The 25,778-nt window shown below is 56.6% G+C and carries 22 protein-coding genes and 2 tRNA genes; 16 read left to right on the top strand and 8 right to left on the bottom strand.

Annotated elements, in window-relative coordinates:
- Positions 1-84: 84 nt before the first annotated feature.
- Positions 85-570 carry an SRPBCC family protein gene (locus CVS30_RS02725; RefSeq protein WP_110483788.1) on the bottom strand — a complete coding sequence of 162 codons (486 nt, stop codon included), beginning with the start codon at positions 568-570 and terminating at the stop codon, positions 85-87.
- Positions 567-926 carry an ArsR/SmtB family transcription factor gene (locus tag CVS30_RS02720; protein WP_110483787.1) on the bottom strand — a complete coding sequence of 120 codons (360 nt, stop codon included), beginning with the start codon at positions 924-926 and terminating at the stop codon, positions 567-569. Before CVS30_RS02720 ends, CVS30_RS02725 begins: the two co-directional genes overlap by 4 nt.
- Before the next feature lie 254 nt (positions 927-1,180).
- Between CVS30_RS02720 and CVS30_RS02715 the strand changes: the two genes are divergently transcribed.
- The 3 genes from CVS30_RS02715 to CVS30_RS02705 all read left to right on the top strand — a co-directional run bounded on the left by CVS30_RS02715 (position 1,181) and on the right by CVS30_RS02705 (position 5,266).
- Positions 1,181-2,458, top strand: coding sequence for a hypothetical protein (locus tag CVS30_RS02715; RefSeq protein WP_146233307.1), 1,278 nt, complete (start codon positions 1,181-1,183; stop codon positions 2,456-2,458).
- Positions 2,459-3,010: 552 nt separating this feature from the next.
- Positions 3,011-4,510, top strand: a complete 1,500-nt coding sequence (gltX, locus tag CVS30_RS02710; RefSeq protein WP_110483785.1) for a glutamate--tRNA ligase — start codon at positions 3,011-3,013, stop codon at positions 4,508-4,510.
- A 3-nt stretch (positions 4,511-4,513) separates the two neighbouring features.
- Positions 4,514-5,266 carry an HAD family hydrolase gene (locus tag CVS30_RS02705; RefSeq protein WP_110483784.1) on the top strand — a complete coding sequence of 251 codons (753 nt, stop codon included), beginning with the start codon at positions 4,514-4,516 and terminating at the stop codon, positions 5,264-5,266.
- Here the strand turns inward: CVS30_RS02705 and CVS30_RS02700 are convergent.
- Positions 5,263-7,158, bottom strand: coding sequence for a TIGR03767 family metallophosphoesterase (locus CVS30_RS02700; RefSeq protein WP_110483783.1), 1,896 nt, complete (start codon positions 7,156-7,158; stop codon positions 5,263-5,265). The genes CVS30_RS02705 and CVS30_RS02700 overlap by 4 nt on opposite strands.
- 322 nt (positions 7,159-7,480) lie before the next feature.
- On the opposite strand from CVS30_RS02700, the gene CVS30_RS02695 reads away from it, so the two are divergent.
- Positions 7,481-7,552: transfer RNA gene (locus CVS30_RS02695), tRNA-Gln, on the top strand.
- 93 nt (positions 7,553-7,645) lie between these two features.
- Positions 7,646-7,718 (top strand) — tRNA-Glu (locus CVS30_RS02690).
- Positions 7,719-7,769: 51 nt separating this feature from the next.
- Here CVS30_RS02690 and CVS30_RS02685 read toward each other — a convergent pair.
- Entirely contained in the window at positions 7,770-8,957 is a 1,188-nt protein-coding gene (locus CVS30_RS02685) for an IS481 family transposase (protein ID WP_110483782.1), read from the bottom strand.
- A gap of 415 nt (positions 8,958-9,372) precedes the next feature.
- Between CVS30_RS02685 and CVS30_RS02680 the strand changes: the two genes are divergently transcribed.
- Positions 9,373-11,076, top strand: a complete 1,704-nt coding sequence (locus tag CVS30_RS02680; RefSeq protein WP_110484099.1) for a dynamin family protein — start codon at positions 9,373-9,375, stop codon at positions 11,074-11,076.
- A complete protein-coding gene (locus CVS30_RS02675) occupies positions 11,073-12,686 on the top strand; it encodes a GTPase (protein ID WP_110483781.1) in 1,614 nt (537 codons plus the stop codon). Before CVS30_RS02680 ends, CVS30_RS02675 begins: the two co-directional genes overlap by 4 nt.
- Positions 12,687-12,740: 54 nt before the next feature.
- Here the strand turns inward: CVS30_RS02675 and CVS30_RS02670 are convergent, their stop codons facing one another.
- Both CVS30_RS02670 and CVS30_RS02665 read right to left on the bottom strand, forming a co-directional pair.
- Positions 12,741-13,274: a DUF1697 domain-containing protein gene (locus CVS30_RS02670; protein ID WP_110484098.1), complete on the bottom strand. Its 534-nt coding sequence runs from the start codon at positions 13,272-13,274 to the stop codon at positions 12,741-12,743.
- Positions 13,275-13,324: 50 nt separating this feature from the next.
- Positions 13,325-14,041, bottom strand: coding sequence for an IclR family transcriptional regulator (locus CVS30_RS02665; protein WP_110483780.1), 717 nt, complete (start codon positions 14,039-14,041; stop codon positions 13,325-13,327).
- A 201-nt stretch (positions 14,042-14,242) separates the two neighbouring features.
- Between CVS30_RS02665 and leuC the strand changes: the two genes are divergently transcribed.
- The 6 genes from leuC (at position 14,243) to CVS30_RS02635 (ending at position 20,894) form a co-directional block, all read left to right on the top strand.
- A complete protein-coding gene (gene leuC, locus CVS30_RS02660) occupies positions 14,243-15,736 on the top strand; it encodes a 3-isopropylmalate dehydratase large subunit (RefSeq protein WP_110484097.1) in 1,494 nt (497 codons plus the stop codon).
- A 12-nt stretch (positions 15,737-15,748) separates the two neighbouring features.
- A complete protein-coding gene (leuD, locus tag CVS30_RS02655) occupies positions 15,749-16,348 on the top strand; it encodes a 3-isopropylmalate dehydratase small subunit (RefSeq protein WP_110483779.1) in 600 nt (199 codons plus the stop codon).
- 182 nt (positions 16,349-16,530) lie between these two features.
- On the top strand, positions 16,531-17,868 hold the full coding sequence (murA, locus tag CVS30_RS02650) for a UDP-N-acetylglucosamine 1-carboxyvinyltransferase (RefSeq protein WP_110483778.1): 1,338 nt from the start codon (positions 16,531-16,533) through the stop codon (positions 17,866-17,868).
- 66 nt (positions 17,869-17,934) lie between these two features.
- Positions 17,935-18,723, top strand: coding sequence for a lysophospholipid acyltransferase family protein (locus tag CVS30_RS02645; RefSeq protein ID WP_110483777.1), 789 nt, complete (start codon positions 17,935-17,937; stop codon positions 18,721-18,723).
- A complete protein-coding gene (locus tag CVS30_RS02640) occupies positions 18,720-19,757 on the top strand; it encodes an NAD(P)H-dependent glycerol-3-phosphate dehydrogenase (protein ID WP_110483776.1) in 1,038 nt (345 codons plus the stop codon). Before CVS30_RS02645 ends, CVS30_RS02640 begins: the two co-directional genes overlap by 4 nt.
- A 3-nt stretch (positions 19,758-19,760) precedes the next feature.
- Entirely contained in the window at positions 19,761-20,894 is a 1,134-nt protein-coding gene (locus tag CVS30_RS02635; RefSeq protein ID WP_245934396.1) for a D-alanine--D-alanine ligase family protein, read from the top strand.
- Positions 20,895-20,944: 50 nt separating this feature from the next.
- Here the strand turns inward: CVS30_RS02635 and CVS30_RS02630 are convergent, their stop codons facing one another.
- A complete protein-coding gene (locus tag CVS30_RS02630) occupies positions 20,945-21,196 on the bottom strand; it encodes a hypothetical protein (protein WP_110483775.1) in 252 nt (83 codons plus the stop codon).
- A gap of 107 nt (positions 21,197-21,303) precedes the next feature.
- Between CVS30_RS02630 and CVS30_RS02625 the strand changes: the two genes are divergently transcribed.
- A complete protein-coding gene (locus CVS30_RS02625; protein WP_220033852.1) occupies positions 21,304-22,443 on the top strand; it encodes a N5-glutamine methyltransferase family protein in 1,140 nt (379 codons plus the stop codon).
- A gap of 4 nt (positions 22,444-22,447) precedes the next feature.
- On the opposite strand, the gene CVS30_RS02620 is transcribed toward CVS30_RS02625, so the two are convergent.
- The gene (locus CVS30_RS02620) at positions 22,448-22,948 is read right to left on the bottom strand and encodes a DUF3515 domain-containing protein (RefSeq protein ID WP_110484094.1); all 501 of its coding nucleotides are present in this window, start codon (positions 22,946-22,948) and stop codon (positions 22,448-22,450) included.
- 513 nt (positions 22,949-23,461) lie between these two features.
- On the opposite strand from CVS30_RS02620, the gene CVS30_RS02615 reads away from it, so the two are divergent.
- A complete protein-coding gene (locus CVS30_RS02615) occupies positions 23,462-24,844 on the top strand; it encodes a hypothetical protein (protein WP_245934395.1) in 1,383 nt (460 codons plus the stop codon).
- 781 nt (positions 24,845-25,625) lie between these two features.
- Positions 25,626-25,772 carry a hypothetical protein gene (locus tag CVS30_RS17900; protein WP_181419671.1) on the top strand — a complete coding sequence of 49 codons (147 nt, stop codon included), beginning with the start codon at positions 25,626-25,628 and terminating at the stop codon, positions 25,770-25,772.
- Positions 25,773-25,778: the final 6 nt, after the last annotated feature.

Raw genomic sequence — 25,778 nt, 5'->3', positions numbered from 1 at the left:
GGAGCTAGTCCCTCGTGTGGAGGCTCGACGGCGGAGCATGAGTGTCAGTGCGATGGCCACCAAGAGTGCTCCGATGGTGGGGTGTTATTCGGCCAAGATGGCGTCGATCTGACCCATGGCCTCGCGCATTCCCTCTTCCATTCCCATCTCCAGCATCTTTGCCATCTGTTCCTCGTTTTCAAACGTGGTGGCGACGGTCATGAGCGTGAGGCCAGCGCGGTCTTCCAAGGTCACCGACATTCTGGCCTGCCCCATCTCGGTGACCGGGGCGCCGTTTTCGTCCGCGAAGCCGTCGTCGAGTTCCAGATTCGTCGGGGCCGAAATGGACACAAACTTCCACCAGCCGCGGGCCTTGGAGCCGTCTGGGCCGGTCATGTAGTAGGCGACCTCGCCGCCGGGCTGGAAGTCATAGTCTTCGAATGTTGCCGGCCAGGTGGGCGGGCCCCACCAGCGCTCGAGCTGGCGGGGGTCCTCCCACAGCTGCCAGGCGCGTTCAACGCTAGCGGCAAGCTCTGAGGTGATGGTCAGCTGCAGCTTCTCGGGGGACTTGGTGGAGTTAGTTACTGTCATGGCAATGCATCTCCAAGTTGTTCGGTTTCTTCTGCCAAAATATCTGCAATCCGGCTAGAACGTTCCCGCCAGATCGCCTCATACTCATCGAGCAATTGGCGCGCACGCTGTAGACCTTCATGATTGGCGCGCACCACCTGCTCCCTTCCGCGCTTTTCCTTGGTGACCAGAGATGCGCGTTCTAGTACGGCCACATGTTTCTGGACCGCGGCGAAACTCATGGCGTAGAGGGCGGCCAGTCCAGACACCGAGAAGGGTGCACTACTGACCCTGCGAACTATGTCTCGCCGGGTCGCATCCGAGAACGCCTGGAAGAGGCGGTCGGTGTCGTTTTCGCTGAGCTGATCTACAACCATTTGGTTGTAGATTACTCCCGAGGATTCGAAGTCGTCAAGGGTTGCGGGCAATGTGGGAGCCCCGTCGCAGCTCGCCAGAGTGATCGGGTCCGCCGTTTTGAGGGACTATTGCCCAGGCATAACTGGAATCAGCATGACGAAGTCTGCCGTAAGCACTCTGTCACCGATGAGGATCGTGTTGGGCGCCCAGAAAGGATACCTGCAGACTCGCACCAACATCGAAATTCCATTGTGATTGCTCGTAGAATCTGGGTATGTCATCTGCTGAGGTCGCTTCTAGTGTTCAGGACAGTCCCACACCTGAGTTTTGTCTTGCGTGGTTGATCATGAACTCTCCACAGTGGGTTCATAGGCGCGTCGAAGCGCTGCGGATGCAGGAAAATGGAAAGTCGCGCTGGCATATCTCGCATGACATCACGCTTCCTGAGTGGTCTTCCATTCCAGGAAGTAAGGATCGAATGATTGTCCCACTGGGGTCCGTGCGCAAGGGAGCCTTGAAGAACGTGGACACTTCAGGCGCCGGAGCCTCCTCGTTGTCGATTTTGGGTGCCGAGGACAATGGGAACTACGCCGTGGCGATGTTGCGGATGCTGGCGCAGTCTCTTCTTGGCGAGGAATTAGGTGGTTCAGCCCGATGTAGGGATGTGGTCACTGCAGTAGTACGCGCCACAACGGAAAGCTGTGACGCCTCGACAAACGAATTCAGTGTGTGGTTAGCGGATTGCCTAGAACTAGTGGCAGATGAGGACAAAGGGGCTGAGTTTGATCGATCTGTTGATCTATTCAGAGAATTTGTCCTTCAGTTCGCAACGACCTTTCTCCTGCTCGTGGAAGTAAACGACAACCTTGCAGGTACGAGGTGTGTCATCAAATATTCGCGGGACGACACCGCCCCCGAGCAAAGCGGCATTAGATCTCAGCAGGCTGCGTGGGAGATTCCTGACTACGGGTTCGCCCGCAGTTACCATTTGGAAGTAGAAGTTCCTCCCGGGTTGGTCTACAAGCAACTTGAAATAGTTGAGTACGGTTCGAATGGAACATCAACAAATCGTGCGGTGGACGCCCCTTCGAAACCTCAGGTTTTAGCCCATTTGGCCTGTGCTCCCAGTGAGCGTATGGCCACGGCTGTCGCCGGATTGACCTTGGCGCCGTCGCGACAGGGACAGTATAAAGTTGCCAGATTCAGTGTCTGGATTACGTTTGCTGTTGCGTTAGCCGCATGGGGGTCGTCGCTAGTACCCGGGGTAATAGTGTCCGACGCATCGGGCCCAGTATCTGCCGCAGTCTCCTTGCTTTTGACAGGGCCAGCGCTCTTGCTTTCGTGGTTTAGTCGGAGTCCTGAGCACGAAGTAGTGGCTTGGATTATGGGCCCCTACAGGAAGATGCTGTTAATGTCTGTTTTGACCTTGTTCTTGCTCGCAGCGTCGGCTGCGGTCCCGTTGGTCTCGCCAACGAAGGAGCTGGTCTGGTTTCCTGTGTTATTTGTTCAAGTTAGGGCTTTAGGCCTTTCGCTTCGCCACACTTCCAGCTGAATGTCGGCACCAGCAGCTACACTGCTCACTAAGGGAAGGAGCCAGAATGGTAAAGAAATCGACGTCCAGCACGTCAACCAGCACTAGCGCGAAGTCGCCGATGGACACTGCAGGAATTATTATTCGAACGTCGTCGGGACGGACCTTTGGTCGGGTCACGACATTCAGCGGCCAACGTGAGACTCAAAAGGTTATCGACAGTCTCCTTATGCGTGCCAAATCGCCACAGAGTAAGCTCGGCAACTAGCAGCCGTCACTCCGGTGTACGCCTTATGCTCCTCGAATATCGAGCGCGCCTTATGAAGGCCTTGTGAATTACCAGCAAGAACTGCTCCTTATGCCATTTCGTTGGTGATGAGGGATGCGCCTGCCTGTTTGTCCTTATCCTTCAAGGCTGCAGTGAAGTGCTTGGGGTAAGGCGCAGTCAAGCTCAATACCTATCTGGGTGCACTGATGAGCTGGGCTGGAATGCGAGTCACCGCGTAGGGTGAGCGAGTTCGCATCCTCTGCAAGAACACGGCCAACCCGGGCAGGGGCTAAACTGGATTCATCATGACTAACGCAGCCTTAATCCCCACTGTCACCGCTGAAACTCCTGTCCGGGTGCGGTTTTGCCCGTCACCGACAGGCACGCCCCACGTCGGGCTGATCCGCACGGCCCTCTTCAACTGGGCCTACGCACGTCACACCGGCGGAAAGATGATTTTCCGCATTGAAGATACCGATGCCAAGCGCGATAGCGAGGAAAGCTACAACCAGCTCCTCGACGCCCTGAAGTGGCTCGGTATCACCTGGGAAGAGGGTGTTGAGGTGGGCGGCCCGCATGAGCCGTACCGCCAGTCGCAGCGCGGGGAGATTTACTCGGACGTCATTGCCAAGCTCCTTGAGGGTGGCCACGCATATGAGTCCTATTCCACACCTGAAGAGGTAGAAGACCGTCATAAGGCAGCCGGTCGAGACGTTAAACTTGGATACGACAACTTTGATCGTGACCTCACCGCAGAGCAGATTGCTGCTTTCAAGGCTGAGGGTCGTCAGCCGGCGTTGCGCTTGCGCATGCCCGATGAAGACATCACGTTCAACGACTTGGTCCGGGGCGAGATCACCTTTAAGGCAGGATCAGTCCCGGACTACGCAATTGTCCGTCCCAACGGTGCTCCGTTGTACACGCTCGTGAACCCCGTCGATGACGCCCTCATGGGCATCACCCACGTGCTCCGCGGCGAGGACCTGCTGTCCTCCACCCCGCGCCAGGTTGCCCTCTACAAGGCCCTGTACGAGATCGGCGTTGCCGAGTACATGCCGCTGTTCGGCCACCTGCCCTACGTCATGGGCGCCGGCAACAAGAAGCTCTCCAAGCGTGACCCGGAGTCCAGCCTCTTCCTGCACCGCGACCGCGGCTTCATCCCCGAGGGCCTGCTGAACTACCTGTCCCTCCTGGGCTGGTCGCTCTCCGCCGATGAAGACATCTTCACGGTTGACCAGCTGGTTGAGAACTTTGATATCCACGACGTTCTGGGTAACCCGGCACGCTTCGATATCAAGAAGGCTGAAGCCATCAATGGAACCCACGTGCGCATGCTTGAGGGTACCGACTTCCGCAACCGTCTCGTCCCGTACCTACAGGCGGCTGGCCTGGTAGGGGAGACCCTGACGGATCGCGAGAACGAGATCCTCACCGAGGCTGCCCCGCTGGTTCAGGAGCGCATCACCTTGTTGGGTGAGGCACCTGAGATGATTTCCTTCCTTTTCAAGAAGGACGACGGCGTGGACGTCGCCGACGATGCCCGCAAGGGAATGCCGGAGAACCTGAGTGAGGTTCTTGAGGCTGCCGTTGCCGCCCTCGAGGCTGTCACCGACTGGACCGCAGAAGACATTCAGACGGCGCTCAAGTCCGCTCTGGTTGAAGGCCTTGGCATCAAGCCGCGCTTCGCCTTCGGTCCCGTGCGCACTGCATTGTCCGGCCGCAAGGTCTCACCGCCGCTCTTCGAGTCCATGGTGATCCTGGGCAAGGAATCCTCCTTGACGCGCCTGCGCGCCTTCAAGGGCTAAGCCTTGACGCTAGACGCAACAACAAACACCGCTGCATCCGCCCCTTTCACGGGGCGGGTCAGCGGTGTTTTGTTTGACATCGATGAGACCCTCGTTGACCTCGTGGCCGCAATGACGGACGCCATGGTGTCGGCCTCGGCCCACCTCTTGCCGGACTTTGGCCCCAATGACTGGGCGGATTTTTCGGCCCTCTACATGGCAGATCCGGAGCGCTACTATGACCGTTACGTGGACGGTGAGTTCTCCTTCGGCCAACAGCGAGGACTGCGGGCACGCGTCGTGTTCGAGCACCTTGGAGTGGCCTTTGATGCGGCGGCAGAGCAGCAGTGGATCACGGACTTCGAGCTGGCCCAGCCTCGCTCCATTCGTGCCTTCACCGATGTCGTGCCGGTTCTAGACGCCTTGGACGCCGCTGGCATCCCCTACGGGGCCGTGAGTAACAACGTGCACGACTATCAGCGCGCCAAGCTGGACCAGGCCGGTCTGAGCCGTATTGAGGTGCTGGTGGGCATTGACACGGTCAACGTGTCCAAGCCCGATCCCGCTATTTTCCTCGAGGGTTGCCGCCAGCTCGGCACTCTTCCCGAAGAGACCATCTACGTGGGGGACAACTACCTGATCGACGGCGTAGCCTCCTCGCGCGCGGGGCTGCACGGCGTGTGGCTTAACAGGGACGGAAAAGTCCCGCCGTCTGACGCAGATGGTGTCATGACCATCGAAGATCTGGCGGGACTTACCCTGCTACTGGGACTCTAACCGGCGGTAGGCGTTGCCGTCGATGTTGCAGCTGTTGTTGGGGCCGGTGATTCGAATGGCTTCTTGAGCAGTAGCTCGACGTTTTGGTCCTTGTCCCTACCTGAGGATTTCTCTACGCCGGCCCTTGGCGAGTTCAAGGCGAGTTCCAAACTGAGTACCGCCATATCGGCCGGTGAAAATCGCCCAGAATAGTCGATTTCCCGGGCCTCTGAGTGGTCGATCATGACGCCTATCAGAGACAGTGAACCGTCCATGTTGTCGATGATCTCCATTGATCTCGATTGCTGAGGGAAATCGATGTGTGATGCTGTGCTGACCTCCCAGAAACCATGCCCCATTCTTTTGCTAGGTCGGGGCCAGCATGCGTTTCTGTGGAGATGACCGCTGATCCAGAGGATCACATTCGGAAAGCGAGCAAACAGGTCTTGTATTTCCTCGGGGCTAGTAATGTCACCCTCGTTAGAGGTTGGTAAATTCTTCGGGCTGAATGTTATGGACGGGTGATGGCTGAAGACGACTATCAACTGATCGTCGGTGTCGTTGGCTTTCTCGACACCATCTTCATCAAAGTACGTGGCTGAAGCTGACATGAGTTCTTTTTTCAGCCAAGCAGCTTGATGCGTATCAAGCGATCCGTAACCGACACCATTGGTATCCGTGGTGTCAAGCATGAGTCCAATGATTCCGTCTGCGATTTGGAACCTGTAATAGGCAAAGCCTCCTCGAATGTTGTCGTCCGTAAACCCATGACCCACGGGACCGTGAGGTCCGGGGTTGATCATATGTGCGCTCATGAACTCAGTCTTCGACAAGGGGCGCCGTTGCTGTGAAGCCTCGACGGTTCTACCAGGAATAGCGGCTTGGATGTCTTTGATCTGTGGTTCAGTTGACCCATTGAGTTTCTTCATAAAAGAAGCGAAATCAGTATCGTCAAGTAGCGAGAGCGGAATCTTATCTCCCGTCGCCAAAGTCTTATAGTAGATCTCGTTTGGGGTGCCCAGATTGCCGACTCCATCATGAACTAACGAGTCGTGATTGCCGAATCCGGAGTACCAAGGAACACTAGCGCCTCGGGTGGCAACCGGTTTAGATGCATCTTCTAGGATATGAGGCACAGTAGGAAAGCCATATTGATTTTGCCAGATAGACGATCCTGTAGATTTTTTAGGTTGTACTGGTTGCCATATGAATTTGGCTAGTTCTTTGGGAAGAACCAAAGGTTCTTGTAGGCCGTTGTACTTTCCAGGGAAGGCAAACGCGGTGGCTGTATCTCCGTTCATAACGTCAATGAACGCATGAACTTCGTTGGCGCCGCGATTATCACTGGAATCGCCTGTAGATATGTAAAAGTCGAATGGTTGCCCAGTCACCGGTCCACGGTTCACTTCGTTCAGGCGCCGAATCATTGCATCCATAACCTGAACGGTCAGGGCCTCTTGCGGGCGGAAGTAATAGGTTGACCTGTCCAGGTTTTCCATCGACTTAGTATTGAAAGCTCCAAGTATGGTGTGAGCGGGCGACGTTGGATCCAATATGTGAGTGTCGGTAATGTGTCCGAAAGTCGTCAGGGTTCTACGTTTCCCGACCCGTTGAGAATCTGCCTTACAGAGTTCCTCCCGAACTACAAGCGGCTGGCCCTCACCGGCGGCTAAGCGCCTATAAGGCTTCTTGGGGTCCAGTCGCTGGCCTGCGACGAGCCGCGTCTCCAGCGTGGTCAGCGCGATTGCGGGAGCTATGGAAACGGGCGGTGGTGTAGGGGTGGGAGAAAGTGACGGTGCTGGAATCGGCTCGGGTGCACGGTCACATCCGGCCAAGGCCAGAGAGGTAAGCCCAAGTGCCGTGCCAGAAATGAGTGTCCTGCGGGAAAGATTGTGTGCTGAGTTTGGCTTCATGCAGTTTCTTTAAGTTCCTGATCTTGGCGGTCTGGTGTTCAACGCTACGGGTTTTGGGCTCGAGGGCGTGAATCGATTGGCAAGAATTCCTCCTGCGGCGTGCCTTTGCTGTCGGTTCTATCAGCGGTAGCTAGTCGACACCTGAAAATTCCCTAGATGTAGGGGAAAATGCGGCCAGAAATCGCATGTGACGCACAGCATAGTCAAAAGTGTCGTTCTCGTTTTGCTGTTCCGCAAACTCTCGGGTATAGTTTTATCCCGGCGCGAGAGCCGCTGAAGGGCCGGGGAAACCCGCGGACTTCAAGGCGAAATGCGCAGCCATTGGGATATGGTGTAATTGGCAACACATCGGTTTCTGGTACCGACATTCTAGGTTCGAGTCCTGGTATCCCAGCGTTTGTAAAAGCCACCTGTCATTTGGTGTGCGAAGCAAACATCGAGTACTATATTGATGTTCGTTTAGTAATAAATGAATGAATGTAACTAGGGCCCCATCGTATAGCGGCCTAGTACGCTGCCCTCTCACGGCGGTAACGCGGGTTCGAATCCCGCTGGGGTCACAAGTGTGATGTCGCGGGACATAGTTCATCTATGTCTCGCGACATCGTTCGTTAAGAAGAGTCTTCAGCTTTTGCTGGGGACTTTTTCTTTTTGGCTTGGTAGTTCTTTGTAGCGTCGAGGTTGTATTCACCGAGAATTTCTCCGGTGCTTGTCAGGATGACGGTGGCGGCGGTGTCGGCTACCAGGACCGTGATGTCTTCGTACATGTGTTGGCGTCCGACGCCTAGGTGCAGAAGTTTTCCTTGGTAGCGTAGGGATACTTTTCCTCCTGCGTCGATCTTGTCGGTGCGTACCCGGTGGTGTGTGCCGGCCTCTGAGTTGGTGGGGGTGGCCTTCGGGACTGCTTCGTAGGCTTGGGCGGGGGTGCGCCTGTTCAAGGCCCTGTGGGGGCGTTCGGTGTTGTAGACCTGAGCGAAACGGATCAGGTCCTTGTTGAGCTTTACGAGGGTTTTTGCCGGGTCTTGAATGGTGAGCCAGTGCTTGAGTGTCTGATGAAACCGTTCGATCTTTCCTTGTGTTTGCGGGTGGCTTGGTGAGCCATTCTTTTGCTGGATCCCTAGATCACGCAGGGTCTTTTCAAAGGCATTCAGTCCACCCTTGCCGCCAGATAGACGGGTCGTGAAAACCATGCCGTTATCGGTCAACGTCGAGGCTGGGAATCCATACCGCTCTGCGGCCTGCAGGAAGCACTCGAGCACCAGAGGGCCGGTGACCCTCTGGTGGGCAGTGCAGGAGATCAGGTATCGGGAGTGGTCGTCAAGGAAGTTCAAGATCTCCACATCGGCCCCACTTGCCAGGGTCCAGTGAGTGAAATCTGACTGCCACATCTCGTTGGGTTGTGTTGCTTCGAAGCGGTGCCATGAGGACCGTGGGCGTTTGTGGGGCTGATCGGTGACCAGCCCTGCAGAACGCAGGATGCGATGGATGGTTGAGGCAGCAGGAACAGCAAGGCCCTCAACTGACAGGTGCCAGGCACTGGTCTCCGCCCCGGCGTCAAGGCCCTTATCCGTGAGTTCAGGACGCAGCGACAAGATCCGTGAACGCACGGTTTCCGCGGTCTGTTGTGGACTGGAATGAGGGCGCCTGGACAATGGAAGTACCCCGTCCTCGCCCGAGGCCCTGTGCCTGCGCATCAATTCATACACCCAACGCCGACTCACACCGAAGTGCTCGGCGGCCTGGGCTGGAGTGAGCTTGCCTTGGATGATGGACTGAATAATGAGCTTGTTCTTTTCCATAACCCATCGTGATCCTGTATGAACGATGTCGCGAGAGATGCCAGCTGGGAATCTTCGCAACGATGTCCCGCGACAGGGACCGGCTATCAAGATAAGCATCATGTCTCGCTACACCGATGAACTGTCAGTGTGCATCATGTCCCGCGACAGCTATGAACGATGTCCCGATCTCAAACACCGCTGGGGTCACAAGCAAGACCGGAAACTTTAAGGTTTCCGGTCTTTTTGCTCTGCCATAGAGTTTTCAGCTCACAGTTTATTCAGCGCAATAGTCTGAATTGTTGCTCTGAACTGGCATGATGAAGCTGTGAACCCCTCTGACTCGAGTCCTTCAAGCGACAGTGGCCTACCTGGCGAAAAGAATGACGCGGCCTTGGCGCAAGAGGCAGCCGTTGGGCTGCTGGAAACTGTGCGCATGGAACTAGCCGCCGTAGATCTTCCTCTGGAGCTGCCCGGTGTGAAAGAAGCTCGTTCCGCGGCTGCTTCTTCCCTTGGCCAGTTGGATGATTACATCCTGCCGAGGTGGCGCAGTCTAGAAGCGCCGCTCTTGGCCGTGGTTGGCGGCTCGACGGGCGCGGGTAAGTCCACGCTTGTCAACGCCTTGGTAGGTCATCCTGTGACCCGCAGCGGTGCCATCCGTCCCACCACACGCCAACCTATTCTGTTGCATCACCCTTCTGACGCTCCATGGTTCGCCTCGAGTCGGGTCCTGCCCACACTGCATCGAGTTCAGGGTGAGCTCGTCAAGGGAAATACTCCTGCTTCACGCGCCGGGGCTGCTCCAGATGCCGGCGCCATGACATCTCTGGTCCTTGTGGCGGATCCGGCCGTGCCTTCCGGCATTGCGATTCTGGACGCCCCGGACGTTGATTCCATCTCTGACGATAATCGTCAGCTGGCCGGGCAACTGCTGGCTGCCGCTGATCTGTGGCTCTTCGTCACTACGGCTAACCGCTATGCCGATGCCGTGCCGTGGAAGCTCCTTCTCGATGCCGCATCCCGTGATATTACCGTTGCAGTCATCCTTGATCGAGTCCCACCGGGCGCCGACGAGGAAATAGCTGTGGATCTGCAGGAGATGCTTAGCCGCGAGGGTCTGTCGCAGGCGAAGCTTTTCGTTATCCCCGAGACTCCGCTCGATGAGCTTGGAATGCTACCCAAGTCCACTGTGGCCCCCATTAACAGCTGGCTCACCGACATTAGCGAAGATGCGGCTGGCCGAGCCGACATTGTTCGCCGCACACTCAATGGCACCGTCCGCTCACTGTCGGGCAAGATGGAGAATCTGGCGCAAGCTATCCAAGCTCAGCACAATGCAGGCGAACAGCTCATCGACGATGTCCACACAGCATTCGAAGACGCTGCGTCACGCATCACTCAAGCCACAAGTGATGGCACCCTATTGCGAGGTGAGGTGTTGGCTCGCTGGCAGGATTTTGTTGGTACAGGAGAGTTCTTCCGCGCCCTAGAGAACGGTATCGGCAGGGTTCGAGACAGGATTGGCGCCTTTTTCAAGGGTCAACCTGCCCCCGCTGTAAAGGTTGAAGCGGCTATTGAAACCGGATTGCAAGCAGTCATCGTTGATCAGGGTGGCCGCGCGTGTGAGGATGCCGATCAGCGCTGGCGCTCGGATCCCGCAGGACGCCAGCTCTTGGGTAATGATGATCTATCTGGTGTGAGTGAGGATTTCCCAGCGGCAGTGGCGGCCGAAATTCGTGCATGGCAAGGAGAGGTCATGGCTTTAATTCGCGCTGAGGGCGCGGCTAAACGCTCTCAGGCCAGATGGCTTTCCTTCGGGGTTAACGGTCTTGGCGTGATTCTCATGATCGTGGTCTTTTCATTCACGGGTGGGCTGACGGGAGCGGAGGTTGGCATTGCCGGTGGCACCGCCGTTGTAGGTCAAAAACTATTGGAAGCGGTCTTCGGAGAAGATGCCGTTCGACGCTTGGCTCGCGAGGCAAAAATGGCGCTGGACGCGCGCTGTGCCACGCTTCTTGAACGGCAACAACGGCGATTCTTAGATCGCTTGGGCACTGTGGATGGCGGGACACTCGTGCAGCGTTTCGATGCTCTCGCCGGCCAGTTGGCGGATCTTGGTGGGAAAGAGGCAAACGCATGAATCGGTACCGTCAGACTCGTGCTGAATCAACTCTGGAACGACAACTTGCCGCACTTGATGAAGCTCGAGAACTAGGGGCGGGACGCTTGGATGAGACTGCTCTGGAGGAGGTCTACGGTGTTCTAGAACGAGCTACCTCCCGCCGTTCGCTTAGCGCCGATCACACCGTAGTGGGATTCTTCGGAGCAACAGGCAGCGGAAAATCATCACTTTTCAATGCAATTTCTGGCACGAATACCGCTCGTGTTGCAGTGCGTCGTCCCACCACAAGTGAACCGCTCGCAATGGTCTGGGGATCCGAAGGTAGTGCCCCGCTGTTGGATTGGCTCGAGGTTGTCGATCGCCGAGATGGCACAACTGTGCCAGAAATGATTGAGGGTGACGGCCTGATTTTGTTGGATTTGCCCGACTTTGATTCCATCCAGCTGAGTAACCGTCGCACGGTGGAACGCTTGGCGGGACAGGTGGATGTTTTAGTGTGGGTGGTGGATCCACAAAAGTACGCGGATGCAGCTATTCACAATGAATTTATCAAACCCTTTTCCACGCATGCGGCTGTCACTTTAGTGGTACTAAACCAGGTGGATAAGCTGGCCTCCGCCGAAGTAAAACCTGTGCTTGAGTCGCTATCGGCACTGCTGGATCGCGACGGGCTAGGCTCAGTTGCCGTTACCGGTGTTTCGGCTGTGACAGGGCAAGGTATCCCGGAATTGCGCCGGAAGATATCTGCGGTTGTGAAAGCCAAGGCGGCGAAGTCGGCTCGCCTTGCTGCGGACGTTGGTGTGGCGGCTCAGCGCCTCGTTGAGGTCTCTGGAGGCGGCAACGCGGCTGGAGTGCATCAACAGGACCGCAAGGCGCTGGCGTCGATGTTGGCGGGTGCCGTGCATGTGGAAACAGTAGTATCTGCCGTCCGAACGTCATACAAACTTGAGGCTACGAAGCAGACGGGCTGGCCTGTGACGCGTTGGATGTCGCGTTTCCGCAAGGATCCGCTCCGACGATTGAGTCTGCGGCGCGACGGAACCGCTGAGGTGAATCGGACGTCCATGCCGCCAGCAGGGGCCGCGGAGCTTGCACAAATTGATTCTTCGGTTCGCGATTTTGCTGACGCCGCCAGCGCAGGATCCTCTGGACCATGGCGAGCGTCCATCAGGTCTGCTGCTCGCAGTAATAGGACTGAGCTACCTGACGCCCTTGACCAAGCCGTGGCCGGAACAGATCTCAAGGCCAATACTCGTGCGTGGTGGTGGCCACTCTTCGCTGTGATCCAGTGGCTCGCCTTATTGGTAGCCGTAGGCGGCCTGCTCTGGCTGGGTGTGTTGGCGGCACTGAGATACTTCCAGATGCCCGTTCCTGAGGTTCCCAAGGTTGAAGATTGGCCGGTGCCGACTCTCATGGTTATTGCCGGTGTGGTCCTTGGCATCTTTCTTGCCTTGACGAGTAAATTCCTGGCCATGGCAGGTGCCAGCGGTCGTGCGGCTCAAGCTCGCCGTCGCTTGAAGGAGAATATCTCAGTGGTTTCAGAAGACCTCGTGGTCACACCTGTAGAGGCGGAGATTATGCAGTATCGGGCGTTTCAACAGGCCCTTGAGGTCGCCTCAGCTGGCTGAAACTGTCATTGCTTGAGCCCGCCGATTCCGCTGGCTCATGATGTTGATGCCTATCTACTCGGCCAGTGCATCTCGACATTTGACGAGAGTCCGCAGGTTGCGGGTTGTCGTCGTACTTTTGTAGCGCGGCCGGGCCGAAAGTTTGCTGAACGGACTGTCTAAGGTGCCACCTGCGGGGGCTGGCCAAGCCAGGGCCTCGGGGCTGAGTCGCGAAATTTCGACGCCGTCAATTTCGCCACCATGTTGTGCCAACTCATCCAAAACTGCTGGGTCGGACGAGAGGGTGATGTAGCTGTGGGTTGTGGCGTCATCCGCAGCCCAAGGGCAGGTCCTGATTATATTTTCGAGCTGATCCTGGTCAAGAATAATGACCCATGCTTCGTAGCCAAAGGTTGCACGCAATAAGGCCTCCACCATGGATTTCAATTCCACGGGGGAGGCCTTTGCTGTGCACACTACATTGCCGGATGCCAGTAACGTTTTTACATGGCCTAGCGGGAGTGTTGCGAGTGCTGTACGAAGGTCGGCCATCTTGAGATTGATCCCACCGACGTTGATTCCACGAAGGAACACAGCGTATTTAGTCATGCGCAAAACACTAGCGGAACTCGGGGCCGCGCCGCCAGACATTGCGGGAGCTAGCCGTTCTTTCGGAGGGCTTCGGTCAGGATACGCGAGGCATTGCACACGATTTCAGCGTGCAGACGTCCGGGCTGGCGCGTCAGGCGTTCAATCGGACCGGAAATGGAAACGGCCGCAATGACCCGTCCGGACGGACCACGCACGGGCGCTGAAACAGAAGCAACACCGGGTTCACGTTCACCGAGGGACTGGCCCCAGCCTCGGCGGCGTACACCAGCCAAAACGGTGGGTGTGAAGCGGGCATTATGGAGCCCCTCGAGCAAACGTTCGTGATCCTCCCATGCAAGTAGCACCTGTGCCGCGGAGCCAGCCTTCATCGTCAGCTGAGTACCAACCGGGATCGTGTCGCGTAGACCGATCGGGCGTTCTGCAGACGCCACACAAACGCGTGAATCACCTTGGCGGCGGAAGATTTGTGCGCTTTCGCCGGTGGAGTCGCGCAGCTGCAGCAAAACTGGTCCGGCTGCGGCAATGAGCCGATCCTCACCCGCGGCAGAGGCCAGCTCAACGAGGCGGCTGCCGAGTACAAAACGACCCTGCATATCTCGGCTGACGAGCCTATGATGTACCAAGGCTAGTGCCAACCGATGCACGGTAGGTCTTGCCAAACCCGTCGCTGCGACAAGCTGCGCCAAGGTGGTGGGGCCGGCTTCCAATGCATCAAGCACAAGAGCCGCTTTATCGATGACGCCAACGCCACTAGAATTGTCCATGTAATGATATTGACGTCTCAACATGTGAGATGCAAATCGACGGGCTGGCCTAGGGGTCGCGTGGGCTGGTTCAGTAAGAGATATACAAACCACCGAGCAAGGGTGCTGGCGCTAAATTTACGCCCGGAATCCACGCTCAACACATGAAGGGAGCTGGGCGTGACTGAGGAAACCTCACCGGAAGCACACGACGGCGCACAGGTGCCGACAGTTTCAACTTCGACTCCGCGAAAGACCGCGAAGACGCTGGCCGAAAAAGTATGGCGTGACCATGTTGTCAAGCAGGGCGAGGGTGATGGCGACGCTGCCCAGCCTGACCTGCTCTACATCGACCTTCACCTGATCCATGAGGTCACCTCCCCGCAGGCATTCGAAGGTCTACGCCTAGCTGGTCGCCCGCTGCGCCGCCCGGACCTGACCATTGCTACGGAAGACCACAACACTCCGACTTTGGCTATCGATAAGCCGATTGCAGATCTGACCAGTCGCACTCAGATCCAGACGCTTCGCAACAACTGTGCCGAGTTTGGCGTCCGCCTGCATTCTCTCGGTGATGCAGAGCAGGGCATTGTTCACGTGGTTGGCCCGCAGTTGGGTTTGACCCAGCCCGGTATGACTGTTGTCTGTGGTGACTCGCACACCTCGACTCACGGTGCAGTAGGCGCTTTGGCTTTCGGTATTGGTACCTCTGAGGTTGAGCACGTCATGGCAACCCAGACCCTGCCGCTGAAGCCATTCAAGACGATGGCCATCAATGTGGAAGGCACCCTGCGCCCCGGCGTGACGTCCAAAGACATTATCTTGGCCGTCATCGCTAAGATCGGCACCGGCGGCGGTCAAGGTTACGTCCTTGAATACCGCGGCTCCGCTATTCGGGCCTTGTCCATGGATGCGCGCATGACAGTCTGCAACATGTCCATCGAAGCTGGCGCCCGCGCTGGTATGATCGGCCCCGACGAGATCACCTTTGAATACCTGAAGGGCCGCGCCCACGCACCTGAAGGTGAGGATTGGGACGCAGCTGTCGGGTACTGGAAGTCCCTGAACACGGAAGCCGATGCTGAATTCGACGCTGAAGTCTTCCTTGACGCCAATACTTTGGAACCCTTCGTTACCTGGGGCACCAACCCGGGACAGGGTGTGTCCCTGAGCGACAATGTGCCCAACCCGGAAGACTTTGGCGATGACAACGCGAAGGCTGCCGCAGAACGAGCATTGGCATACATGGACCTGAAAGCCGGTATGCCCATGAAGGATATTCGTGTTGACACGGTATTCCTGGGCTCGTGCACCAACTCTCGTATCGAAGACCTGCGCGCTGCGGCGGACATTGTTCGCGGTCGCGAAAAAGACCCCAACATTCGTATGCTGGTAGTTCCCGGATCGGCACGAGTTCGTTTGGAAGCCGAAGCAGAAGGACTCGACAAGGTCTTCCTGGACTTCGGTGCAGAATGGCGTTTCGCCGGATGCTCCATGTGCCTGGGCATGAATCCAGACCAGTTGGAGCCGGGGGAGCGTTGCGCTTCCACCTCCAACCGAAACTTTGAAGGTCGTCAGGGTAAGGGTGGCCGCACCCACCTCGTCTCTCCGGTTGTGGCAGCTGCTACCGCTATTCGCGGAACACTCAGCTCACCTTCAGACCTTTCTCCGGTGGTCGAGCCTGTCGAGACCCAATCCACAAGCACCGTAGCGTAAGGAGCTAACACCATGGAAAAGTTCTCCACTCACACCGGCATTGGTGTCCCGCTGCGTCAGAGCAATGTTGACACCGATCAGATCATCCCGGCCGTCTACCTCAAGCGGATCACTCGTACAGGATTCGAGGACGCACTGTTCTCAAGCTGGCGCAAAGATCCGGAATTCATCTTGAACCGCGAACCTTTTGTTTCGGGCTCCGTCCTTGTTGCAGGTGCTGACTTCGGTACAGGTTCCTCTCGAGAGCACGCCGTCTGGGCGCTCAAGGACTACGGATTCAAGGCTGTTCTCTCCTCACGCTTTGCCGATATTTTCCGCGGCAATTCGGGAAAGCAGGGACTTGTCGCTGCAGAGGTCGCTCAGGATGACATCGAACTGATCTGGAAGGTCCTGGAAAATGCTCCGGGCACCGAGGTCACGGTGGATCTGGTGGCCAAGATGGTTACAGCTGGCTCGGTTGTGGCTCCGTTCCAGATCGATGACTACACACGCTGGCGCCTGCTCGAAGGCCTTGATGACATTGGTCTGACATTGCGTGATGAACCTGCCATCACCGCGTTCGAAGCCAAGCGGCCGCCCATCAAGCCCACCACACTGCCAGCGAAGTTCTAACTAAACGCTGTCAATGAGCCGGCTCATCCTTTCTCTGGGATGGGTCGGCTTTTGCGTATCTGGCCCAGAGGTACCCGTTTGCCTCGCCGCATGTGCCGTCATTTCGGCTTACGTTGCGAAGAAACTATGCTTGTCTGAGGCTTCCGTGCTTTGCGGAGTCTAAGAAAGAGGTATAGGTGACGATGAGCAGAATTCTGACAGTTCGAGGTGGTGTTCCGCTCAAGGGACGAGTCCAGGTGCGTGGAGCCAAGAATTTAGTCCCCAAGGCCATGGTTGCCGCATTGTTGGGCAATTCCCCGTCGACGCTTCGCAACGTTCCTGAGATCAAGGACGTTGAAGTTGTTACCTCTTTGCTGCAAATTCACGGCATCACCGTGGATAAGGACTCTGTTACCGGAGACTTAACCATGGACCCGGCTAACGCGAAGAAGGCCTCCAGCTCTGAGATTAACACCCATGCCGGTGACTCACGCATACCCATCTTGCTTTGCGGACCATTGATCCATTCCATCGGGCACGCCTTCATTCCAGATCTTGGCGGCTGCAAGATCGGTGACCGTCCCATCGATTACCACCTCAACGTTCTCCGGCAGTTTGGTGCTGTCGTAGACAAGACCGGTGGTGGCATCCTCATCAGCGCACCCACCGGCCTCAAGGGCACTAAGATCAATCTTCCGTACCCCAGCGTCGGGGCCACGGAACAGGTTCTTCTTTCGGCCACGCGAGCCGAGGGTATCACTGAGCTCACCGGTGCCGCAACCGAGCCCGAGATCATCGACCTCATCGCCATCTTGCAAAAAATGGGTGCCATTATCTCCGTGCAGACGGACCGGACCATTCGTATTGAGGGCGTCGCCGAACTGACCGGCTATGACCACACAGCCCTTCCAGACCGCAATGAATCCGCGTCCTGGGCATCTGCTGCTCTCGTCACAGGCGGCGATATTTATGTTGAGGGCGCAAGCCAGCGGGACATGATGACCTTCGTGAATACTTTCCGCAAAATCGGCGGTGGCATGGACATTCATGATGACGGCATCCGTTTCTTCCACAAGGGCGGCGCGCTTAAGCCGCTGGTTCTGGAAACCGATGTTCACCCCGGCTTCATGACTGACTGGCAGCAGCCCCTAGTCGTGGCGCTGACACAGGCGGAGGGTGTTTCAATTGTTCACGAAACCGTCTACGAAAATCGTTTCGGATTCACAGAGGCACTGACGCGTATGGGCGCCAACATTCAGCTTCATCGCGAGTGCCTTGGTAGCATTCCGTGTCGTTTCGGGCAGCGTAACTTCACACATTCAGCGGTTATCTCCGGTTCCACCCCGCTCAAGGGCGCCAAGATTCATGTCCCCGATCTGCGTGGTGGTTTCAGCCATATGATCGCCGCCTTGGCCGCCGAAGGAACGTCGACAGTGTCGGGCATTGATGTCATCAGCCGCGGCTACGAGCACTTCACCTCCAAGCTCCAAGGTCTCGGCGCCGATTTTGATGTGCACGATTCAGTGAAGATTGCAGGATAGATCATGACCGGAGACCTTCCCCAACAGCACAAGGCATCTCATAAGCGTCCGTATCGGCCGCAGGGAATGAGCATTGTTACCCGGGCGTTCTTCACACTTACCGCAGCCGTTGCCAGATCTGCCGTGAACGTGGTCATGGGAAAGCAGTGGTACGGATTGGATCGTCTGCCCGTGGACGAGGGCTTCATTGTGGTCCCCAACCATTGCACCGAGATTGACCCCATCGTGGTGGGGCATATGCTGTACAACCAGAACCTTATGCCGCATTTCTTGGCTAAGGATGGATTGTTCAAGAATCCTGTCCTTGGCACCATTTTGCGGGGTGCTCAGCAGATACCAGTTGAGCGTAGTGGCGCTGGTGCCGGCAAGTCCTTGGTTGCAGCGCAAGAAGTCCTTGATGGTGGCGGTGCCGTTGTCGTTTACCCTGAAGGTACTTTGACTCGTGATCCTGAATTGTGGCCTATGAAAGGTCGCACGGGGGCAGCACGCCTTGCCTTGGGTACCGGCGCAAAGGTCATTCCTGTAGTGCACTGGGGTGCACAGGAAGTGTTTCCCCGCTACGGCAAGGGATTCAAAATGTTCCCACGCAAGAAAGTGAAAGTGGTTGTGGGTCACCCCGTTGATTTGAGTGCCTTTGAGGGCGCAACGGCGGACAAAGCCACATTAGAGGCCATGACCGAGGTCATCATGGATGAGATCACGGACATGCTGGAAGCGCTTCGTGGCGAGAAAGCTCCTGCCGAACGCTGGGATCCAATCGCACATAAGCAGAGTGCACATGGCCGCTTCGTAGAACGTGGTTCCAAGGATCAAAAGAACGAAGCTGGCACAACAGATAAAGAGGACCTCGCGTGAGCTACCTGGATGGCAGTGCGCCGGACAAGATCGCAGTCTTGGGAGCAGGAAGCTGGGGGACAACTTTCGCGAAGATTTTGGGCGATGCCGCTGCAGGAACAGATCGCAAAGTTGTTTTGTGGGGACGCCGGCAGGAGGTTGTTGACCAGATCAACGATCTACACCGCAACCCGCGCTACCTATCAACAACTGAGTTGCCGCAGAACATCACCGCTTCGGTCGACGTCAAAGAAGTTCTCAAAGACGCCGAACTGGTGGTTCTGGCGGTTCCCGCACAGACGTTGCGTGAGCAACTTCGCAGTCTTGCAGGGCACCTAGCCCAGGATGCCGTTGTAGTAAGCCTCATGAAGGGTCTTGAGCTGGGTACTGACCAGCGTATGTCTCAAGTCATCGAAGCCGAATTGGGTCTAAGTTCGGACCGTGTTGTCGTGATTTCCGGACCGAACCTGGCCATGGAAATTGCGCGACAAGAGCCTACTGCTTCGGTCGTGGCTTGCACGGATGAGAACACGGCAAAGTGGGTCGCAACGCTGTGTAAGCCCAAGTACTTCCGCCCCTACACGGTCGATGATGTCGTGGGCGTGGAAATCGGTGGCATCGTCAAGAACGTCATCGCCTTGTGCGTGGGTATCTGTGAGGGGCAAAAGGTTGGCGACAACACGAAAGCTTCAGTGATCACTCGTGGACTCGCCGAGACTACGCGTTTGGCGCTGGCATTGGGTGGCAAGGCCGAGACTATGGCCGGACTTGCCGGGCTCGGCGACCTTGTGGCCACCTGTTCTTCGGCATTGAGCCGGAACCACACTGCAGGCCGCATGCTAGGCGAGGGGCTGACTCTGGACGAGGTCAACAACCGCATGACGCAGACCGCAGAAGGCATCAAGTCCGGACGAGCGGTCTCAGATCTCGCCGCGAAGATCGGGGTGGATATGCCCATCACGAACGCCGTCGTAGGAGTTCTTGAAGGTAAACTGACTGTCGACGAACTGGGCCCACTACTGCTGGCCCGCCAACTGAAATCTGAAGGCGAATAACGCGTGACTATTGATTCCCCCGCCACTTCTGCGCCTATTCGCGTAGCCATCCTCTTCGGTGGCCGCTCCAGCGAGCACGCCGTTAGCTGTGTGACAGCTGCTGGAGTGTTGGGTGCCATTGACCGGACCAAGTATGAGGTCGTACCCATTGGCATCGCAAGAAACGGCCAGTGGGTATTGGCTGGCGAAGACATTACAGGCTGGTCGTTGACTGATGGGGCCTTGCCCGAGGTCTTGGCGGGAGATAAGACTGTGTCTCTGGCGCACTTGGGCGGAGGGCATCAGCTCGTGGTGTCTGAGGCAAACGAGATTCCGCAGGAACTGGGTTCCGTAGATGTCGTCTTCCCGCTGTTGCATGGGCCTTGGGGTGAAGACGGAACGCTGCAGGGTTTATTGGAGTTGAGCGATACTCGCTATGTAGGCGCCGGTGTCCTAGCTTCCGCTATCGGAATGGACAAGCACTACATGAAGGTGGTTTTTGAGGCTGCCGGTCTGTCAGTTGGCCCATACATTTCTGTGACGGATCGCGAATGGACAGTTGATCCAGCAAAGGTACGCAGCCGAGTAGAGGCCCTTGGATTCCCCGTCTTCGTGAAGCCGGCACGAGCTGGTTCATCCATGGGAATTTCCAAAGTGGATTCATTGGACGCGCTGGATGCCGCCGTCGTTGAGGCACGTGGGCATGATCTGAAGCTTGTCATCGAAGCTGGCATTGTGGGTCGCGAGATTGAGATCGCTGTTCTTGAAGGACGTGGGAGCGAAGCCCCTCGTGTTTCGTTACCGGGCGAAATTGCGATGCTGGATGATGAGCACGCATTCTATGATTTCGAAGCTAAGTATGTTCAGGGTAGCGCCGTGAATCTTAGCTGCCCGGCCGATATGCCGGAGGATGACGTCGCACGTATCCAGGAGCAGGCAGCTCTGGCGTTTGACGCCGTCGGTGCAGAAGGCTTGTCTCGTGTCGACTTCTTCTACACTGCTGCCGGTGAGCTGATCATCAACGAGATCAACACCATGCCAGGTTTCACACCGAGCTCCATGTACCCGCAAATGTGGGCGGCTACCGGATTGCCTTACCCAGAGCTGATTGATGAACTCCTGCAGCTGGCTCTGAACCGTAAGGTTGGTCTGCGCTAACCGCACCTTAGAATAGTCCGGAACGGCGGTTGCGTGACCACCTGTCCGGACTATTTTGGTTGTTCGGCCTTGATGCCAAGGAAACCTGTGGTCCGAAATAGATGGATCATACGCATCGCGGCGCCTATCAGGCACACCACGGCGCCGCCTACAAGAATCAGCAAAAGCACCAGCACAAGGGCAAGATTATCCGAGCTTCCTGGCACCAAGGGTGTACCAATAATTCCAGCCAGTCCTGCCAGCATGACGAGACCGCCAATGATCATGAGTTTCAGGCCGGGAGTGAAGCGTTTTTTGGTCATGGACCGAATATAGCCGATGAGTCTGATTGCCTCACGGGCTAAACTAGTTTCTTATTGATTCTGCGGAAACGAGGCCGCGCCGCATTCTGCAAGGAGTTCCAATACCCATGAGTACCCAGTCAACCCAGCCGGAGCCCACCTTGAGTTGGATGCAAGGGGAAATCGAGCATACGGCACGGTGGTACTCAGCGAGTGGTACCCCCGCCCCCAAAAAAGTGCAAGCAGTGGATGACTCCTTGACCGCCGATGAAGCTTACCGCCTTGCCGCGCAAGGAACGGCAATGCTGTGGCAAGGCGACTATCACAATGCCCGTCAGCTACTGTCGGCTATTGCCCGGCGTCTGCCCACATTTTCACGGAACGACGGCGAGGACGTCGCTAAGGCTTTCTATCGCTATCGCCAGGGCCGCACCCAGCGCGCGCGGATGCTGGGCCAATTGCTGGTTCCGTTGGAGACAGGCCCGGCCGTGGCGCTCCGCCGGGCACCAGATGTTTCACAGTCATGGTTGGCAGCAGCGGGCCCCGTCGAGGAGCCAACGGTTGTCACGCTGCAGGAAGTCTTGGGCGCAGTTGGTGCTTATGAGTGGCGCCGCAATGGCTTGTTTGTTCAAGATCTCGACGCGGTTATCTACCCGCATTACGGGACGTTTGCTCCCATTCGCAGCGAGTATCTTGGGCTTGTGGCTCAGGCCGAGTTACCACCAACGGCGTTGGCCTTTGATATCGGCACAGGTACCGGGGTGCTCGCGGCAATTCTGGCCCAGCGTGGCGTCAAACGCGTCATTGCGACGGACAGCGAACCTCGGGCCATTGCCTGCGCAAACGAAAACTTGGTGAATCTGGGTCTGGCGGATTCTGTGGAGGCAACGCTGACAGATATGTTCCCGGAGGGTCGTGCCCTTTTGATCGTGTGTAATCCGCCGTGGTTGCCGGGAACTGCGAACACGCTTTTGGACCATGCCGTTTACGATCCCAAAAGTCGCATGCTCAAGTCATTCCTCACGGGTCTTAAAAGCCATCTGGAACCTGAAGGCCAGGGTTGGCTGATCATTTCCGATCTTGCGGAGCACCTCGGCTTACGTTCGCGAGATGAACTACTGACTTGGATCGACAATGCGGGCCTGAAAGTTTTGGACAAACTGGATACACCTGCACGTCACCCTCGTTCGATGGACAGCAACGATCCATTCTTTGAAGCTCGCAGCAAGGAAGTCACATCTTTGTGGCAGTTAGGGCTTAAAGCATAGATTCTTACCCTGCAGAAGTACTCGGAGAGGCAATGGCTAGATCGCCCAATCCTGTGCATCCTCCCGTGGAGGGGATTTTGGAGACTGCCGCCGAGATCTCTGTCAGGACAGTGTCGGAAGGAATAGTGTTTTCTTCCAGCACTAGTTCCGTAGCCGGGTTGCGGCCGTAGCTGGTGATGGTCCACGTTGTATTCTCTTGCCGAAGTACCCAGTCCACGCCATTGACGGTGACACATTTGTCAGTCGTTGGGCCTAAGACTTTAACGCCACAACGCAGAACCACCAAGGCTGGGTCGCCCCACGCTGCCGTTGCCTGGCTTGAGGTAGTGCGTCGTTTCGAGCCGGCCAGGGAATCCGGAAGGGCTACCATCATGGGAGCACAGGCGGGATTGTTGGCGTCCTTGGCTTCATTGATGGTCACCGAGGGTGCGCAGGCGGTCAAAACGAGCAATGCGGAAGCGGCAAAAGGCGCAGTAAACCGCCAGGACCGGGAATTCAAATACATGTACTGAAGCATATCGGTCAAAGCTGGGAGCAGGCTTCGGCTGCAGTACTCACGGGCTTACTCACCTGCTCGTATCGTTGAAATGGGACAGGTGAGCAATTCAGAATTAGTCCAATCCATGTGCAATACTGCCAAAAATTGTCCGCCCGTTCATCTCCCGCTGCTAACATTGCAAGCTGAGCCAGAAGGCGTAGTGCATTCGGCGGTTAGCCGGTGCAGATGTGGCTGGAGATTCATAGCACCGCGCCGTTGCCCCTAATTGTTTGGAGTTCACTTTTGCGTCAGAAGAAGGCTTGGATCATTTCCGGAGGTGCCGCAGCTGTTGTGTTGGCTGCATCTGCGGTCGTCCTCCCTCCCATGTTCGACGGCGGTTCTGAGGTACCCGAGCCCACTGCGGTAACGCAGGTGGTAGTAACCCCAGATCCAACAAAGACCTATCCTCCTGTGAGCAGTTTTTATGATCAGGCTGGCCCGCCCGCCGGGTCGCCGCTGACGGCCGTAGACTCGCAGACCTTGACCATCAGCAAGGATGAAGTTGGAACCTCTCTTTCCACGTCTCAGATCGGCATTTCGTTGGAAGCGACAGATCTGGCCGATCCCAACCTGAGCGCGGACAACGTCTCAATGGTGGAAGTCCTGAAGGGTCTGCACCAGCCGGTCATTCGTTTTGGTGGCAACGCTGTAGATCGACGTTTTTTCTGGACATCAACAGGTGAGCCTATTCCAGCGGATTACACCGGAGACAAGGCGCACCCGGTGCGATCCGCTGGCCCAGATGATCTGAAGCGTATTAAGGGCATGCTTGATGCTGCCGATGCTTACGCCAGCCTCTCAGTGGACTTGGGACATTTTGATCCCGCTCGCGCTGCTGACATGGCCAAATTTGGTGCGGAAATCCTTGGCGACCGACTGGTAGCCATCACTATTGGCAATGAGCCCAACGGATTCGGCGACGGGGATCGCCGACAAGGGGAATATACGGCAGCGGATTTCATCAAAGAAGCCCAAGCCTACGCCGACGCCATGTATGAAGTTGCTCCGAACGTGCCTATTTCCGGGCCCGGGACTTACGCCGCGGACTGGGTTACTCCATGGGTAGAGATGCCCATGAAGCAAAAGAAGATCCTAACCTTCCATCACTATCCATTGACCGGTTGTAACACCGGTGCTGGGGCTGACCAGCCCACTATGGCTAATCTATTATCGACAAACATGCACGAACGCTCCATTGACTACAACAAGACGTTTGTAGAAAAGGGCAACGCAGCTGGAATCCCGACTTGGATTCCAGAAACTGGAATCTCGGCTTGCACCGGCAGCAATGAAACTACTAAGACCTATGCATCAGCGTTGTGGGCAGCAGACTACGCTCTGAATGCTGCCCAGACGGGAATCCAACAGACTGATTTCCACAGCTCCATGATCACGTGCAAGGGTGGCCCGCCCATGTCCGTAGTTTGTGCAGAAGGAGAATACCTTCAGCCCACAGGAGTCATGAATGTCCGAGCTAACTACTACGGACTTTCAATGGTCTCGTCCATCGGTGCCGGTAAGTTCCTCAAATCAAGCAATGAGGGTGGCGGGCTGAACTATGCTTACGCGATTCAGCAAGAAGATGGCAGCACAACGGTAGCTTTCGTCAATGAAAACAACCCGGAGACGGCGGCGCAGACCAAGGTGACGCTCAAACTACCTGACATCCCCGCCACGGCGACAATGACCCAAATGACGGGCAGCAGCTACGCAGCAGAAGACGGTGTAAACATTGACGGAGCACCCGCGGCTCCGCCAGCTCAAGCCGACCGCCCCGCACCGATGGACTTCAAACCAGGTGAGCAAACACAGACTTTCTCGCTCACCGCTGGAACCGTCACCATTATGAACTTCAAGTACTAAAAATCGCGTCTGGACTTACTGAGAACTAGGCAGGGTTCGCCAGATTGGCGGGCCCTGCTTTTCATTAGCTTGGTGGCGTTAAGGACACAATTTTACCGGAAGATTTGGCTGAAAGTGACGTCACATCCTACATGACAAAGCTAACAGTTTTGAGTGATGAGTCTGTTAAAAAGCTGTGTTCATGAGATGATCAATCTGATGGGCTAATTGTCATGCCCGTTATTATTGTGAGCAAAAGTCATACTCCGGACCTCGTGTATGGACTTATTGCATCATCAGCGGGCAAGCAAAGGGCGGTTCGAACTTGATTAGTGGGTACAGGCGTTATGCCCGGATTTCACTCGCGGTGGCCTTCTTGGTATTTGTGTGCATTGCTCTCCAACACACTTCTATAGCGAGTGCCGACGACGGCACTTCGCCTCCACCGAGTATCGGTACACCCTTGCCGGATCCTGGCCCTGCAGCACCCTCAATTCCCGTGGTCCCCACTCGGACCGAGCCGCCTCCAGCGCCAACTACGGAGCCAACTCAGGCGCCCGTTGTTCCTCCCTCTCCAGATCCGGCTCCTATTGTTGAGCCGCCTGCTCCGGAACCGATCATTGAGGAACCCGTTGTTCAAGAACCTATCTACGTAGAACCGGTTCCTGAAATCGTTGAACCTGAGCCCACCACAGTAGCTCCGACAACCGCTGCACCCACCACAGCAGCGCCAGCAACCACTCGAGCAACATTTGGTAGCCCTATCAAAAGCACCGAGACGATAGCGCCTGCTCAAGCCAACTTGTCGACCACCCTGCCGCCGGACAATCCCATCTATCTGCAGGCTCTGGTCATTGTGGTATTGCTGGGCATTGGTGTTTGGTACCTCCGCTTCATGAAGCGCGGCGGCAAGCGCTTAGGGACCGCCACAGCTAGCCCGGTGAAATAGACCAAA

Source organism: Arthrobacter psychrolactophilus (genome assembly GCF_003219795.1).
GTDB lineage: Bacteria > Actinomycetota > Actinomycetes > Actinomycetales > Micrococcaceae > Specibacter > Specibacter psychrolactophilus.
Note: the sequence above shows the minus strand (reverse complement) of the source record. Positions and strands in the feature narration are given on the sequence as shown.

Coding starts and splice junctions, on each gene's coding strand:
- CVS30_RS02725 (WP_110483788.1), bottom strand. CDS start 570: ATGACAGTAACTAACTCCACCAAGTCCCCCGAGAAGCTGCAGCTGACC.
- CVS30_RS02720 (WP_110483787.1), bottom strand. CDS start 926: ATGGTTGTAGATCAGCTCAGCGAAAACGACACCGACCGCCTCTTCCAG.
- CVS30_RS02715 (WP_146233307.1), top strand. CDS start 1,181: ATGTCATCTGCTGAGGTCGCTTCTAGTGTTCAGGACAGTCCCACACCT.
- gltX (WP_110483785.1), top strand. CDS start 3,011: ATGACTAACGCAGCCTTAATCCCCACTGTCACCGCTGAAACTCCTGTC.
- CVS30_RS02700 (WP_110483783.1), bottom strand. CDS start 7,158: ATGAAGCCAAACTCAGCACACAATCTTTCCCGCAGGACACTCATTTCT.
- CVS30_RS02685 (WP_110483782.1), bottom strand. CDS start 8,957: ATGGAAAAGAACAAGCTCATTATTCAGTCCATCATCCAAGGCAAGCTC.
- CVS30_RS02680 (WP_110484099.1), top strand. CDS start 9,373: ATGGAACTAGCCGCCGTAGATCTTCCTCTGGAGCTGCCCGGTGTGAAA.
- CVS30_RS02675 (WP_110483781.1), top strand. CDS start 11,073: ATGAATCGGTACCGTCAGACTCGTGCTGAATCAACTCTGGAACGACAA.
- CVS30_RS02670 (WP_110484098.1), bottom strand. CDS start 13,274: ATGACTAAATACGCTGTGTTCCTTCGTGGAATCAACGTCGGTGGGATC.
- CVS30_RS02665 (WP_110483780.1), bottom strand. CDS start 14,041: ATGGACAATTCTAGTGGCGTTGGCGTCATCGATAAAGCGGCTCTTGTG.
- leuD (WP_110483779.1), top strand. CDS start 15,749: ATGGAAAAGTTCTCCACTCACACCGGCATTGGTGTCCCGCTGCGTCAG.
- murA (WP_110483778.1), top strand. CDS start 16,531: ATGAGCAGAATTCTGACAGTTCGAGGTGGTGTTCCGCTCAAGGGACGA.
- CVS30_RS02645 (WP_110483777.1), top strand. CDS start 17,935: ATGAGCATTGTTACCCGGGCGTTCTTCACACTTACCGCAGCCGTTGCC.
- CVS30_RS02630 (WP_110483775.1), bottom strand. CDS start 21,196: ATGACCAAAAAACGCTTCACTCCCGGCCTGAAACTCATGATCATTGGC.
- CVS30_RS02625 (WP_220033852.1), top strand. CDS start 21,304: ATGAGTACCCAGTCAACCCAGCCGGAGCCCACCTTGAGTTGGATGCAA.
- CVS30_RS02620 (WP_110484094.1), bottom strand. CDS start 22,948: ATGTATTTGAATTCCCGGTCCTGGCGGTTTACTGCGCCTTTTGCCGCT.